Origin of the sequence: Allomesorhizobium aridi, assembly GCF_043769475.1 — a bacterium.
Lineage (GTDB): Bacteria > Pseudomonadota > Alphaproteobacteria > Rhizobiales > Rhizobiaceae > Allomesorhizobium.
In genome coordinates this window covers 1864977-1878779 of the sequence record NZ_CP171729.1, presented here as the reverse complement: position 1 = coordinate 1878779, position 13803 = coordinate 1864977, and the positions used below count along the sequence as shown (strand labels likewise).

Genomic DNA, 13803 nt, shown 5'->3' with positions numbered 1-13803 from the left:
CGATGAAGGCAGTATCGAATTTGTTGAGCGCCGCCTCCGCGGTGGCTATGTCTGCGGCGCTTGCCGTTCCGGGTGCTGCCATATTGCAGTTTGCAGCAGTTTCGATGGCCGAGGCGGCGGTCGTCAGCAGCATTGACGTGCGGGGCAACCAGCGGGTCGACGCCGAAACAATCCGCAATTATCTCTCGATCACTCCCGGCCGCTCGTTTTCGGGCGCCGACATCGACGAGGCGGTGAAGCGCCTGTTCGGCACGGGGCTGTTCTCGGATGTCCGGATCAACCAGGTCGGCTCCACGCTGGTAGTCCAGGTTTCGGAATATCAGACGGTCAATCAGGTCCTGTTCCAGGGCAACAAGAAGATCAAGGACGCGCAGCTCGCCGGCACGGTCCAGCTCAAGCCGCGCGGTACGTTCTCGCCGGCGTCGCTGGACACCGACGCGGAGGCCATCCGCGCCGCCTATCAGCGCATCGGCCGCAACGACGCCACCGTCACTCCGAAAACGATCGACCTTGGCGACAACCGCGTCAATGTGGTGTTCGAGATCAACGAAGGCGACCGTACCAAGATCGCCTCGATCAACTTCACCGGCAACAACGCCTTCAGCGACCGCCGGCTTTCCGACGTCATCGCCACCAAGCGCTCGACCATTCTGTCGTTCCTGCTGCGCGACGACATCTATGACGAGGAGCGCCTGCGCGCCGACGAGGAGGCGCTGCGCCGCTTCTACTATAACCGCGGCTATGCGGATTTCCGCGTCGTCTCAGCCTTCGGCGAGCTCGACGAGGCCAGCAACGAATACACTGTCTCGATCACCGTCGAGGAGGGCGAGCGCTATACGTTCGGCGATGTCAACATCGAAAGCTCGATTCCTGGCGTCGACGGCGAATCGCTGCGTTCGTTGATCGAGACCGATCCGGGCGCCGTCTACAGCGCCAAGAATGTCGAAGACACCATCATCGCGCTAACCGAGCAGGTCGCCGGCCTCGGCTATGCTTTCGCGCAGGTAACCCCGCGCGGCGACCGCAATTTTGAAAACCGCACCATTTCCGTGGTCTATACGATAGACCAGGGCCCGCGGACCTATGTCGAGCGCATCGAGATCCGCGGCAACGCACGTACCCGCGACTATGTGATCTCGCCGCGAGTTCGACGTCAGTGAAGGCGACGCCTTCAACCAGGTGCTGATCCAGCGCGCGAAGAAACGGCTCGAAGCCCTTAATTACTTTGAACGCGTCGAGATCGCGACCGCCCCGGGCTCTGAACCGGACCAGGTCGTCCTGGTGGTCGACGTGGTCGAAAAGTCGACCGGCGAATTCTCGATCGGCGCCGGCTACACGACGGGCGGTTCGACGCCCGGACCTTCGATCGAAGGTTCGATCACCGAGCGCAACTTCCTCGGCCGTGGCCAGTTCATCCGCCTCTCGGCGGGCGGCGGCAAGGATTCTCGCGACTTCATGCTGTCCTTCACCGAGCCGTATTTCCTCGGCCGGCGCATCGCCGCGGGCTTCGATGTCTTCCGCCAGACCCGCCGCTATGACGATTACGAAAGCGAGATGACTGGCGCCACCGTCCGGTTCGGCCTTCCGATCACCGAGAACATCAGCACCCAGCTTGCGTATCACTTCACGCAGGAAGAGTACAATTTCCGCGGTGACTGCCTTGACGACGATGACAACTTCGATCCTGATTGCGGCGTTTCCGACGCCATTGTCGAGGGCGTCGAGGACAGCCCCTGGAACAAGTCATCCGTTTCAGGCGCGTTGGTCTACAACACCATCGATGACATGAAGAATCCGCATGCTGGCATCTATGCCAACTTCACCACCGAAATCGCCGGCCTCGGCGGCGACGCGGAGTATGTGAAACTGACGGGCCGAGGCAGCTATTACCATACGCTGTCGGAAGAGATGGACGTTGTCGGTCTTGTCAGCGTCGGCGGCGGCCACATCACCGGCTTCGGCTCGGAAAGCAACCTGCGCATCTTCGATCACTTCAAGAGCAACGACCGCATGATCCGCGGCTTCGAGTTTGACGGGATCGGCCCGTACGATGCTGCCTCCGATGACAACGATCATCTCGGTGGAACGACTTATTTCAATGCTTCAGCCGAGGCGCAATTCCCCGTGCCGGTAGTGCCGGAAAGCTTCGGTCTGCGTGGTGCGGTCTTCGCGGACGCAGCGACGCTTTATGGCAACGACATCGATACGGCCGGCACTACGATCGATCTCGCCGGCACCGGCATGGAATGGCGGGCGTCGGTCGGCGCAGGCCTGATCTGGGCGTCGCCTTTCGGTCCGCTCCGCATCGACTACGCGGTTCCGGTCGTCAAGGAAGACAACGACGAAGAGCAGAACTTCAATTTCGGCATTTCGACCCGCTTCTGATCGGTCGAAACGGTGCTTCCGGGCCTGAATGGCCCGGAAGAAAAGGCTTGCATGTCAGACCCGGTCTTCTTCCTGCCGTCACGACGCTATTCGGCGGGCGAGATCGCAAGCCTTACCGGCGCGCAGCTTGCCGACAGCGCCCTCTCCGATACGATCGTTTCGACCATCGCGTCGGCGGCGTCGGGCGGGGAGGGTGCGCTTGTATTCGTTGAAGGCAAGCGCAACGCGGCACTTCTTGACAGTTTGGATGCGGCCGCGGTTCTCGTCACGCCCGATATTGCCGGCCGGGCGCCTTCCGGCATCGCCGTGCTTATAACGCCGGCGCCGCAGCGCGCTTTCGCGATGGTCGGCCGCCTGCTTTATCCCGAAGCGGCCAAGCCTGGTGCGATCACGGGCGAGACCGGCGTTTCGCTCGCCGCCCATGTCGACCCTACCGCCCATATCGAGGACGGCGTCGTCGTTGAAGCGGGCGCCGTGATCGGGGCAGGAGTGGCGATCGGCGCCGGCACCATCATCGCGCCCAATGTCGTGATCGGCCGCAATTGCCAGATCGGCCGCGACGGCTATATCGGCCCCAACGCCAGCATCCAGTACGCGCTGATCGGCAACAACGTCATCGTCCACGCCGGCGCCAAGATCGGCCAGGACGGCTTCGGCTTTGTCGCCGCGCGGGGCGGACCCGAACGGCTGCCGCAGATCGGCCGCGTCGTTATCCAGGACAATGTCGAAGTCGGCGCCAATTCAGCGATCGACCGCGGCGCCATGGCCGATACCGTCATCGGCGAAAACACCAAGATCGACAATCTGGTGCAGATCGCGCACAACGTCCGTATCGGCCGCAACTGCGTCATTGCCGGCCTCACTGGCATCTCCGGTTCCGTCACTGTCGGCGACAACGTCATGATGGGCGGCGGCGTCGGCCTTGCCGATCATGTGATGATCGGCGACGGCGCCCAGCTCGCGGCCCGCAGCGGCTTCATGCACGACGTGCCCGCCGGCGAAGTGTGGGCGGGTTATCCGGCCAAGCCGATGAAGGAAGCCATGCGCGAGTTCGCCATGATCCGCAGACTGGCCCAGGTTCGGCCGAAAAAAGGTGAAAGCAATGGCTGAAGCTGCCCTGGCAAGTCTCGCTGCCGTCGACATTATCGGGCTGATGAAGCTCTTGCCGCATCGCTATCCGTTCCTGCTGGTCGACAAGATCATCGAGATCGACGAGGACAACTCCGCGATCGGCATCAAGAACGTCACCATCAACGAGCCGCATTTCCAGGGCCACTTTCCCGAGCAGCCGGTCATGCCCGGCGTGCTGATCGTCGAGGCCATGGCGCAGACGGCCGGCGCCATCTGCATCCGCAGCCAGAACACCGACAAGCCCTCGCTGGTCTATTTCATGACCATCGACAACGCGAAATTCCGCCGTCCGGTCGTGCCCGGCGACCGCCTTGAAATCCACGTGAAAAAGCTCAAGAAACGCGGCAATATCTGGCGCTTCGCCTGCGAGGCCATGGTCGACGGGGCGAAAGTCGCGGAAGCCGAGATCTCGGCGATGATGTCGCCGCCGGCGGCTTGACCCGGAAAGACTGATGCAGACTGATACATTCATTCATCCCTCGGCCGTTGTCGAGCCGGGCGCCAGGATTGCAGCCGGCGCCTATGTCGGGCCGCTTTGCCATGTCGGCGCGGATGCCGCGGTCGGCGCGGGCACGCGCCTCGTCAGCCATGTCACGGTAATTGGCGCGACGACGATCGGCGAAAACTGCGTCGTCTATCCACAGGCCGTGCTTGGCGGTCCGCCGCAGAATACCAGCCACAAGGGCGGCCGCACGACGCTGACCATCGGCAATAATTGCACCATCCGCGAATTCGTCACCATGCACACCGGCACCGACAATGCACGCGGGGCGACGGTCGTCGGGAACAACGGCAATTTCCTCGCCTATTCGCATGTCGCGCATGATTGCATCGTCGGTGACAATGTCACCTTGACCAATGGCGCGACGCTCGGCGGCCACTGCGAAATCGGCGACAACGTCGCCATTGGCGGCCTGAGCGCGGTCCACCAGTTCGTCCGCATCGGCCACAACGCCTTCCTCGCCGGCGGCTCGATGCTGGTCGGCGACCTGATCCCCTACGCCATCGCCATGGGCAACCGGGCCAAGTTGCGCGGGCTGAACGTTGTCGGCCTCAAGCGCTCCGGCATGCAGCGGGCTGAAATCCAGGCGCTGCGGCGCGCCTACCGGACCATCTTCGACCCGGCGCGTCCGGTCGCCGAAAATGTCGAGATCGCCCGCGCCGAATTCGCCGATTTCCCCGCCGCGATGAAGATCGTCGATTTCATCAGCGCACGCGGCAAGCGCCACTACGCCGTGCCGCCGCTGAAGGCCGGCGCCGATGACGCCGACGATGACGAGAGCTGACGCGGAACGCCGCATCAAGCTTGCCGCCGGCGACCGGGTCGCCGTCGTTGCCGGCAGCGGCCGGTTGCCCGTCAACGTAGCCGAGAGCCTGGCCGAGGCCGGCCATCCGCCTTTCATAGTGATGCTTGCCGGCGAAGCTGGCGGCGATCCCGTTCTGGCATCCTTCGACCATGAGATGCTGGCGCTGGAGGAGTTTGGCGACCTGCTGCCGCTCTTGAAGCGCCGCAAGATCACCCATGTCGTGCTTGCCGGCGGCGTTGGCCGGCGGCCGCACTGGCGGCGCATCCGCCCGAGCTTCGCCCTGCTTGCCGTCCTGCCCAAGGCGCTGATGGCGCTGGCGCGTGGAGATGACGGGTTGCTCAGGGTGATCGTCCGTGAGTTGGAGGCCGGGGGCATCACCGTCGTCGGCGCGCACGAGATCGTTCCGGACCTGCTTGCGTCCGAAGGGCCGATGACCCGCGCCAAGCCGCGGAAAGGCGATGCCGCCGATCTCGACGCGGCGCTCGCCGCCGCCCACGCCATCGGCGCGCTCGACATCGGCCAGGCCGCGGTCGCGATTGGCGGCCGCGTGGTTGCGCTAGAAGGCGTCGAGGGCACGGACGGGCTGCTCGAACGCGTGAAGGAACTGCGTCACCACGGACGTGTCGGCGGCAGGAAGCGCGGCGTTCTCGTCAAATGTGCCAAGCCCGGCCAGGAGTTGCGCGCGGACCTGCCTGCCATCGGTCCCGCTACAGTCGATGCCGCCCACGCTGCCGGCCTCGCCGGCATTGGCGTCGAAGCCGGCCGCTCGCTGGTGCTGGATTTCGGCGAACTCGTCAAACGCGCCGACGCCCATGGCCTCTTCGTCGTTGGCCTGCCGGCCAAAGGCGCGTCATGAGCGAAACCCGCCCGCTCAAGATCGCGATCATCGCCGGCGAGGAATCCGGGGACCTTCTCGGCGCCGACATTGTGCGCGCGCTGCAGCGCCTTAACGGCCGCGAGATCATGCTGGTAGGGACCGGCGGCCGGCATCTTCAGGAACTCGGCCTTTCGCCGCTTTTCGATGCGAGCGAAATCGCGCTGATGGGCGTCAGCGCCATCCTGCGCGATCTGCCTCGGCTGGTCCGCCGCATAGGTCAGAGCGCCCGCGCCATAGTTGCCGAAAGACCCGACTGCCTGATCACCATCGACAGCCCCGATTTCACGCTGCGCGTCGCAAAAAAGTGCGCGCGCAGGACCCCTCCATCCCGATCGTCCACTATGTCTGCCCGAGCGTCTGGGCCTGGCGGCCGGGCAGGGCGCCTGCCATGCGGCCGCATGTCGACCATATTCTCTGCCTTCTGCCTTTCGAGGCGGCCGAATTGCAGCGCCTCGGCGGCCCGCCTGGAACCTATGTCGGCCACCGGCTGACCCAGGACGAGGGCGTGACGCTGGCGAGATCGATGCAGGATACACCGCGTGACTTGTCCGGAGATCGCGAGCAGACGCTGCTCCTGCTGCCCGGCTCGCGAAAAGGCGAAGTCAGGAGTTCTAATCGGCGTGTTCGGCGAGACTGTTTCGGTGCTGCGTTCGCGCGGCCACCGCATGCGCCTGCTCCTGCCGACGGTGCCGCATGTCGCGGGCATAATCGAAGCTGCCGTTTCCGGCTGGGTCGAAAAACCCGAGATCATCCTCGACAAGCCTCGCAAATGGCAGGCCTTCGGCGAGGCCGACGCGGCGCTGATCGCATCCGGAACCGTCTCGCTGGAACTGGCCCTGGCCGGCGTTCCCTCGGTCTCCGGCTACAGGCTGGACCCGGTGGCGCGGCTCATCCAGAGGCTCGTCACCGTCTGGTCCGCCCTGTTGCCGAACCTGATCGCCGACCGGCCGGTCGTCCCCGAATTCTACAACCAGTATGTCCGGCCCGAGAACCTTGCCCGGCACATCGAAGCATTGTGGGCCGACACCGAGCTCAGGGCCTGGCAGAAGGACGGCTTCGCCGAAGTCCGCCGCCGCATGGAAACCGACCGGCCGTCGGGCGAGATCGCCGCGGAGGTGGTGATGCGGTATGTAGAAAGAGCGAGTAGGAAACAGTGAGTAGTGAGTAGTGAACAGAGCACGGAACCGGTACCCGCACTACTCACTATTCTCTATTCACTACTCCCTCACTTCACCGCTTGGCGATCGCGACGAAGTCCCGCTGCGGATGGCCGGTATAGAGCTGGCGAGGCCGGCCGATCTTCTGGTGCGGATCCTCGATCATCTCCTTCCACTGCGAAATCCAGCCGACTGTGCGCGCGACGGCGAACAGCACGGTGAACATGGTGGTCGGAAAGCCGAGCGCCTTCAACGTGATGCCGGAATAGAAATCAACGTTCGGGTAGAGCTTCTTTTCGATGAAATACTCGTCGGTTAGGGCGATTCTTTCAAGCTCCATGGCGACGTCGAGCATCGGATCGTCCTTGATGCCGAGTTCGCCGAGCACCTCATGCGCGGTCTTGTGCATGATCTTGGCTCGTGGATCGTAATTCTTGTAGACGCGATGGCCAAAGCCCATCAGCCGGAAGGGGTCGTTCTTGTCCTTGGCCCGCGCAATGAATTCCGGGATACGGTCGACATGGCCGATCTCCGACAGCATGTTCAGCGCCGCCTCGTTGGCGCCGCCATGCGCCGGGCCCCACAGGCAGGCGATGCCCGCTGCGATGCAGGCGAAGGGATTGGCGCCCGACGAGCCGGCCAGCCGCACCGTCGAGGTCGAGGCGTTCTGCTCGTGGTCGGCGTGCAGGATGAAGATGCGCTCCATCGCGCGCGCCAGCACCGGGTTGACCTTGTATTCCTCGCACGGCACGGCAAAACACATGTGCAGGAAGTTGGCGGCGAAGTTCAGCTCGTTCTTCGGATAGATGAAGGGCTGGCCGATATGGTACTTGTAGGCCATCGCCGCGATCGTCGGCATCTTGGCGATCAACCGGATCGACGCCACCATGCGCTGGTGCGGATCGGAAATGTCGGTCGAGTCGTGGTAGAAGGCCGACAGCGCACCGACCACACCGCACATCACTGCCATTGGATGCGCGTCCCGACGAAAGCCGGTGAAGAAGCGTGACATCTGCTCGTGTACCATTGTGTGGCGGGTCACGCGGTAGTCGAAATCGTCCTTCTGCGCCTTGGTCGGCAGTTCGCCGTAAAGCAGCAGGTAGCAGACTTCGAGGAAATCGCTGTGTTCGGCGAGCTGGTCGATCGGGTAGCCGCGATGCAGCAACACGCCTTCGTCGCCGTCGATGAAGGTGATCTGGGACTCGCAGCTCGCCGTGGAGGTGAAGCCCGGATCGTAGGTGAATGCCCCGGTGTCGCGGTAGAGCGCGCTGATGTCGATCACGTCGGGACCGACGGATCCGCCGCGCGTTTTCAGTTCGAGAGTCTTGCCGCCAAATTCCAGTTTCGCTGTTGATTCGGTCATCAAAAACTCCCTTCGTTTATGCGGCGCAAAGCGCCTCTTCGGCAATGCAGCAGGGCCGGAAAGCGCGCTTGTGCTAACGCATTTGCCCCGCCCTGCCTAGTTATCCCATAGCAGCAATGTTGCACCGCAACACGCTGCTTTCAATGCAGTTCGAATGGGCCAGGAAGGCCTCAATCGATTTGATCCGCAATTCGCGCCAGGCTTTCCTCCCGGCCGAGCACGGCAAGCACGTCGAACACGCCGGGCGAGGTGCTTTTGCCGGTCAACGCCGCGCGAAGAGGCTGCGCGGCCGCCCCGAGCTTCAGGCCGTTTGCGGTCGCGAATTCTCGGATAGCCGCCTCGGTCGAAGCGGCGTTCCATTCCCCCGTCACCGCCTGGAGCGCCGCGTGCGCGCCGGAGAGGGCCGTACGAGGCTTCTCCCCCAAAAGCGCTGCCGCCTTCTCGTCGATCGCGAGCGGCCGCTCGGCAAACAGGAAAGCCGCGCCCTCCGCCAGTTCCACAAGCGTTTTGGCGCGCTCCTTCAGGCCGGGCATCGCCGCCAGAAGCTGTTTCTTGCGCGTGTCGTTCATCCCCTCGATCAAAAGCGATCCGTTCGGCAGGTAGGGCAGCGTCGAGATCAGCGCGTCCGTCAGCTCTGCGTCTTCCATCTGGCGCATATGCACGCCGTTAAGCGCCTCCAGCTTCTGGAAATCGAAGCGCGCGGCACCCTTGTTGACGTCGTCGATGTCGAACCAGCGGATCATGTCATCAAGGCTCATCACCTCGTCGTCGCCGTGGCTCCAGCCTAGGCGCACGAGATAGTTTCGCAGGGCCGCCGGCAGGTAGCCCAAGGCGCGATAGGCCTCGACGCCGAGCGCGCCGTGCCGCTTCGACAGCTTGGCGCCGTCCGCTCCATGGATCAGCGGTATGTGGGCCATCACAGGAATGTCCCAATCCATCGCGTCGTAGATGACCTGCTGGCGGGCCGCGTTGGTCAGGTGGTCGTCGCCGCGGATGATGTGCGTCACGCCCATATCGTGGTCGTCGACCACTACGGCATGCATGTAGGTCGGGTTGCCGTCCGAGCGCAGGATGATGAAGTCGTCGAGATCCTTGTTGGGAAAGCGCACGTCGCCCTGCACGCGATCGCGCACGATCGTCTCGCCCTCGGTCGGCGCCTTGATGCGGATTGCGCCCTTGACGCCCGCCGGCGCATCGGCCGGATCGCGGTCCCGCCACCGGCCGTCATAGCGCGGCGGGCGGCTCTCGGCGCGTGCCAGTTCGCGCATCTGGTTGAGCTCTTCAGGCGAGGCGTAGCAGTAATAGGCCTTGCCCAGCCGAACAAGTTCCTCCGCCACCTCGCGGTGACGCGCCGCCCGCTCGAACTGCGAGACCGGCTCACCTTCCCAAAGCAGGCCAAGCCAGGTCAGCCCGTCGAGGATCGCGGCCGTCGCCGCCTCGGTCGAGCGCTGCCGGTCGGTATCCTCGATGCGCAGCAGCATCGTGCCCTTGGTGTGGCGGGCGTAGAGCCAGTTGAACAAGGCCGTGCGCGCCCCCCGATATGGAGGTAGCCTGTGGGCGAGGGTGCAAAGCGGGTGACAACGGTGTCGGGCATCGGGATTTCCAGGAAACGGCGCGCCGGATGCAGGCAGGAATGTGCCCAGGGCGCGCATGGCAATTCGGTGCCGTTCATGTAGCATAGAAGGTCGGTGGTGCAAGGGGCAGGGGCCGGCACGCCCGACGCTGCGGCGTCGGCATAGCCGCTCCTGGAGGGGGCGCGGATGGCCGGCCGGACGGCGGCGAGCGATGTCAGCGAGCGTGCGCTCCTTGCGCCTGCGCAGGATGCCGCGACGCTCGTCCCGTTTCAGTCTCCAGTAGCCCAGCCTCTCACAAGCCGCCGGTATCCGCTCCCGGCGTTACCTGCCGACGCATCTCCAGAACTGCGTTGGCAGGAGCCGCTTGCCACCGCCCGCGCTCTGGTTCCCGCGCTGCGCCGGGACATCACGCTCGAAATCGATCGCGGCGCGGCATTTCTGCTCCTGCCGGTCTTCTTGGCATTCGGCGCCATTGTCTATTTCGCGCTTCCTTTCGAACCAGGTGCAGCGCCTGCGCTTGCCGGCGGGGTGGTCGTCGGCCTGATCCTCGCCCTGCTGCCGTCGCGCGGCGCATTGCACTTGATTTTGGCTGCTGCCTTGGTTTGCCTGCTGGGGTTTCTGGCTGCAAAGGCCGAAACTTGGCGCGCCGGCACGAAAATGCTGGGCGGCGAAATATCGACCATCGTCACCGGCAAGGTCGCGGCGATCGACCATCTGGCCAACGGCCGCACGCGATTGACACTGGACCTTACTGCGACCGCCCGCCCGAAACTGCGCTATGCGCCGGACAGGATCTGCGCCTCGGCCGCAAAGATTCCGGCCGGCCTGACGGTCGGCGCTGAGATCACCGGCCTCGTGCGGCTGATGCCGCCGTCCGGGCCGGTGCGGCCGCAAAGCTATGACTTTTCCTTCGAGAGCTATTTTGACGGTATCGGCGCGAGCGGCTTTTTCCTGCGCGCCCCGCAATTGACGACCGTGGTCGCACCGCAGCCGACACTTGCGGAAGAGAAAATGAGCGAGAACAATGAGCTGGCCGGCGACCCTCACATGCCGCAACCGGATCTGTCGTTGCCGGCGCGAGTCTCGGCCTGGATCCAGAACGGCCGCAACGCCATCGCCGATCGCATACGCAAAAGCATCGGCGGGCCGGAAGGCGAAATCGCCGCGGCCCTGGCTGTAGGCGTCCGCGCCGGCATTCCCGAGGCGGTCAATGAATCGCTGCGCCGCACCGGCCTCTATCACATCATCTCGATATCGGGCCTGCACATGGCGCTGGTCGCCGGCACGATCATGGGCGGCCTGCGCGCCGGCTTCGCGCTGTTTCCAGGCTTTGCTTCGCGGCGGCCGGTCAAGAAATACGCTGCTGTCGCGGCACTTGCGGCAATCGCCGCCTATCTCTTCATCTCCGGCGGCGAAGTTGCGGCTCAGCGCAGCTTCATCATGCTTGCGGTGATGCTGACGGCGCTGCTGTTTGACCGCGCCGCACTGACCATGCGCAACTTGGCGATCTCCGCGATCCTCGTCATTGCCGTCTCCCCGCATGAGGTGATGGGCCCAAGCTTCCAGATGTCGTTCGCCGCGACCGCAGCGCTTGTCGGCGCCTATGCCTGGTGGTCGGATCGCCAGCAGGCGCGAACCGGCGCGCCGCATGCGGCCGGTCGTTCGACGTCCCACCTCGCATTCAGGAAAATACTGGCCATCGCCGCCGGTCTGATGGTCACATCCGTGGTGGCGGGGCTGGCGACGGCCGTCTTCGGCGCCTATCACTTCCAGCGCGTCTCGCCGCTCAGCCTTGCCGCGAACCTGGTGGCCATGCCGATCGTCTCGGTGCTGGTCATGCCGTTCGCGGTGATGGGCGCCGTCGCCATGCCGTTCGGCCTCGACGCGCCGTTCTTCTTTGTCATGGGCAAGGGCCTCTCGGCCATGATTGCGGTCGCCGACTGGTTTTCCGCCCGCTCGCCACTCGACGCCGTCGGACTCGTGCCCGTCCAGGCCGTCCTGCTCACCACCGTCGCATTGATCTTCGCCACGATGACAACAACAACCCGGCTCCGGCTGGCGGCCCTACCGTTCGCCGTACTGGCCGTGGCGGCGCTAGTATTCGCGAAAACGCCGAACGTGTTTGTTTCGGAGGACGGACGTCTGGTCGCACTACGCAATGGTGAGGGAGAGTTGGCCGTCAATCGAGCCCGGCCGAACCAGTTCACGATCGACAGTTGGAAGCGGGCGCTCCGCGCAGAAACCGTTGTCCCGCCCGCGCAGCCCGCCAATTCGCTAAAGCGTCATTCCGATGAGCCTGCAGTGTCCGGGCGCGCCGACACAAATACTGCGGCGGTCGAAACCGTAACGCTCGCCGCCACGGCCGATCGCGATCCCACTGATTCCAGCATGCAGAACGCCGACGGGCTCGCATCATCCGGCGGCTCCGGCACGAATGCTGCGGCGACGGAAACGCCGATGCCCGCAGCGACGGCGAGTGGAAATCCCACTAATCCTATCAAGCGGCATTCCGACGAGCCCGCTTCATCCGGCCCACCTGCCGAGAATGCTGCGGAAATCGCCCCGCAATCGCCCGTCGGACGCGTTCCCGGCGTCCGGTTCGACTGCAGCCCGGCGCTATGCGCGATTCGCCACCCGTCCGGCTACATCGTCGTTCATACGGCTGATAGCTCTGCTGCGCGAAGCGCCTGCAACTATGCGGCCCTGATCGTCATCGATGATGCGACTGCCGAACTGTCCTGCGGAAATCCGGCTGTAGCGATCGTGACCAAACGAGAGTTGGCTAGGCACGGCAGCGCTGCAATCTATTTCGCCGCGCTGGGTTCAAACCCTGAAATCCGCCATGCGGTGGCCGAGCCTTACCGCCCGTGGCACGCGCAACGCCGCTTCTCGCGCGCCGCGCGCGGCATGCCGCCCTACCAGCGAAAGACGAAACCTCCAGCGATGGAGCCGGCCAAATAGCAGGACGCGGCCTTGAAGTTTTTGACCGATCCGACGATCCCGCCTTGGCAGACACCGCCGATGGCAATCGGCGGCAAAGAGCATTGTCATCCCGGCGGACCAAGCGAAGGGAGAAGAGCCGGACCTGAGAAGCGTGGCCGGGTGGGCGCAAGAATGCCGCTCGTGCGAAACCGGCACAAAGAGCAAGGGTTCGGGCCACGCTGACGCCGGCCAATGAGTCCGGAATAGCCTACTGTTCACCCCGGCTTCCGGGATGACACCCACTCAGGTTCCGAAACCTTTACAACTTCGCCAGCGCCGACCACGCCAGCACCAATTTTCAATAGCGCCGGATCAGTCCAACGAGCTTGCCCTGCACCTTGACCCGGTCGGGTCCGAAAATCCGCGTTTCATAGGCCGGGTTTGCGGCTTCGAGCGCAATGGACGCGCCCTTGCGGCGGAAGCGCTTCAGCGTCGCTTCCTCCTCGTCCACCAGCGCAACGATGATCTCGCCGGGATTGGCGGTGCTGGCGTTGCGGATGATCACAGTATCGCCGTCGAAAATGCCGGCCTCGATCATCGAATCGCCCTTCACCTCGAGCGCATAATGCTCGCCGCCCGAAATCATATCCGGCGGCACGGAGATCGAATGCGTCTTGTGCTGGATGGCCTCGATGGGCACGCCGGCGGCGATGCGCCCCATCACCGGGATGGATATCGAGGCGCGGACGTCGTCGTCATTGCCGGCCGCAGGCATCCGCGACGGCTCCGGCATGCGGCGGCCGAGGCTGCCCTCGATGACGCTGGGCGAGAATTTCCGCGCCGCGTTCAGGCCCGGCGCGATCGAATCGGGAAGCCGCAGAACCTCAAGCGCCCGCGCCCGGTTGGGCAGGCGGCGGATGAAGCCGCGCTCCTCAAGCGCCGTGATCAGGCGGTGGATTCCGGACTTCGACGCAAGGTCCAGCGCATCCTTCATTTCGTCGAAGGAAGGAGGGATCCCGGCCTCTTTCAGCCGTTCATGGATGAAGAGCAGCAGTTCATGTTGTTTGCGCGTCAGCATCACCAGCCC

7 protein-coding genes and 3 pseudogenes are annotated in these 13803 nt (G+C 64.3%); 7 read left to right on the top strand and 3 right to left on the bottom strand.

Annotated elements, in window-relative coordinates; translation table 11 throughout:
- The first annotated feature begins 2 nt into the window (after window positions 1–2).
- The 6 genes and pseudogenes from bamA to lpxB all read left to right on the top strand — a co-directional run bounded on the left by bamA (window position 3) and on the right by lpxB (window position 6857).
- Window positions 3–2385: pseudogene (bamA, locus tag ACG873_RS11205) on the top strand (outer membrane protein assembly factor BamA).
- Window positions 2386–2436: 51 nt separating this feature from the next.
- The gene (gene lpxD / locus ACG873_RS11200; RefSeq protein ID WP_394891773.1) at window positions 2437–3495 is read left to right on the top strand and encodes a UDP-3-O-(3-hydroxymyristoyl)glucosamine N-acyltransferase; all 1059 of its coding nucleotides are present in this window, start codon (window positions 2437–2439) and stop codon (window positions 3493–3495) included.
- Window positions 3488–3955, top strand: a complete 468-nt coding sequence (fabZ, locus tag ACG873_RS11195; RefSeq protein WP_394891772.1) for a 3-hydroxyacyl-ACP dehydratase FabZ — start codon at window positions 3488–3490, stop codon at window positions 3953–3955. Before lpxD ends, fabZ begins: the two co-directional genes overlap by 8 nt.
- Window positions 3956–3968: 13 nt before the next feature.
- Complete coding sequence (gene lpxA, locus ACG873_RS11190) at window positions 3969–4802, top strand: acyl-ACP--UDP-N-acetylglucosamine O-acyltransferase (RefSeq protein WP_394891771.1); 834 nt, start codon at window positions 3969–3971, stop codon at window positions 4800–4802.
- Window positions 4789–5679, top strand: coding sequence for an LpxI family protein (locus tag ACG873_RS11185; RefSeq protein ID WP_394891770.1), 891 nt, complete (start codon window positions 4789–4791; stop codon window positions 5677–5679). The genes lpxA and ACG873_RS11185 overlap by 14 nt, the downstream gene beginning before the upstream one ends.
- Window positions 5676–6857 (top strand): annotated as a pseudogene (lpxB, locus tag ACG873_RS11180) (lipid-A-disaccharide synthase). The gene ACG873_RS11185 and the pseudogene lpxB overlap by 4 nt, the downstream one beginning before the upstream one ends.
- A gap of 73 nt (window positions 6858–6930) precedes the next feature.
- Here lpxB and gltA read toward each other — a convergent pair.
- Complete coding sequence (gltA, locus tag ACG873_RS11175; RefSeq protein ID WP_394891769.1) at window positions 6931–8220, bottom strand: citrate synthase; 1290 nt, start codon at window positions 8218–8220, stop codon at window positions 6931–6933.
- A 170-nt stretch (window positions 8221–8390) separates the two neighbouring features.
- Window positions 8391–9814: pseudogene (gltX, locus tag ACG873_RS11170) on the bottom strand (glutamate--tRNA ligase).
- Between the two features lie 166 nt (window positions 9815–9980).
- On the opposite strand from gltX, the gene ACG873_RS11165 reads away from it, so the two are divergent.
- On the top strand, window positions 9981–12755 hold the full coding sequence (locus ACG873_RS11165) for a ComEC/Rec2 family competence protein (protein WP_394891768.1): 2775 nt from the start codon (window positions 9981–9983) through the stop codon (window positions 12753–12755).
- Between the two features lie 319 nt (window positions 12756–13074).
- On the opposite strand, the gene lexA is transcribed toward ACG873_RS11165, so the two are convergent.
- Window positions 13075–13794, bottom strand: a complete 720-nt coding sequence (gene lexA / locus ACG873_RS11160) for a transcriptional repressor LexA (protein WP_394891767.1) — start codon at window positions 13792–13794, stop codon at window positions 13075–13077.
- Window positions 13795–13803: the final 9 nt, after the last annotated feature.

Bases quoted from the DNA above. Each gene is read 5' to 3' on its own strand.
- gltA (WP_394891769.1), bottom strand. From the start codon at position 8,220: ATGACCGAATCAACAGCGAAACTGGAATTTGGCGGCAAGACTCTCGAA.
- lpxA (WP_394891771.1), top strand. From the start codon at position 3,969: ATGCAGACTGATACATTCATTCATCCCTCGGCCGTTGTCGAGCCGGGC.
- fabZ (WP_394891772.1), top strand. From the start codon at position 3,488: ATGGCTGAAGCTGCCCTGGCAAGTCTCGCTGCCGTCGACATTATCGGG.
- lexA (WP_394891767.1), bottom strand. From the start codon at position 13,794: ATGCTGACGCGCAAACAACATGAACTGCTGCTCTTCATCCATGAACGG.
- ACG873_RS11165 (WP_394891768.1), top strand. From the start codon at position 9,981: ATGGCCGGCCGGACGGCGGCGAGCGATGTCAGCGAGCGTGCGCTCCTT.
- lpxD (WP_394891773.1), top strand. From the start codon at position 2,437: ATGTCAGACCCGGTCTTCTTCCTGCCGTCACGACGCTATTCGGCGGGC.
- ACG873_RS11185 (WP_394891770.1), top strand. From the start codon at position 4,789: ATGACGAGAGCTGACGCGGAACGCCGCATCAAGCTTGCCGCCGGCGAC.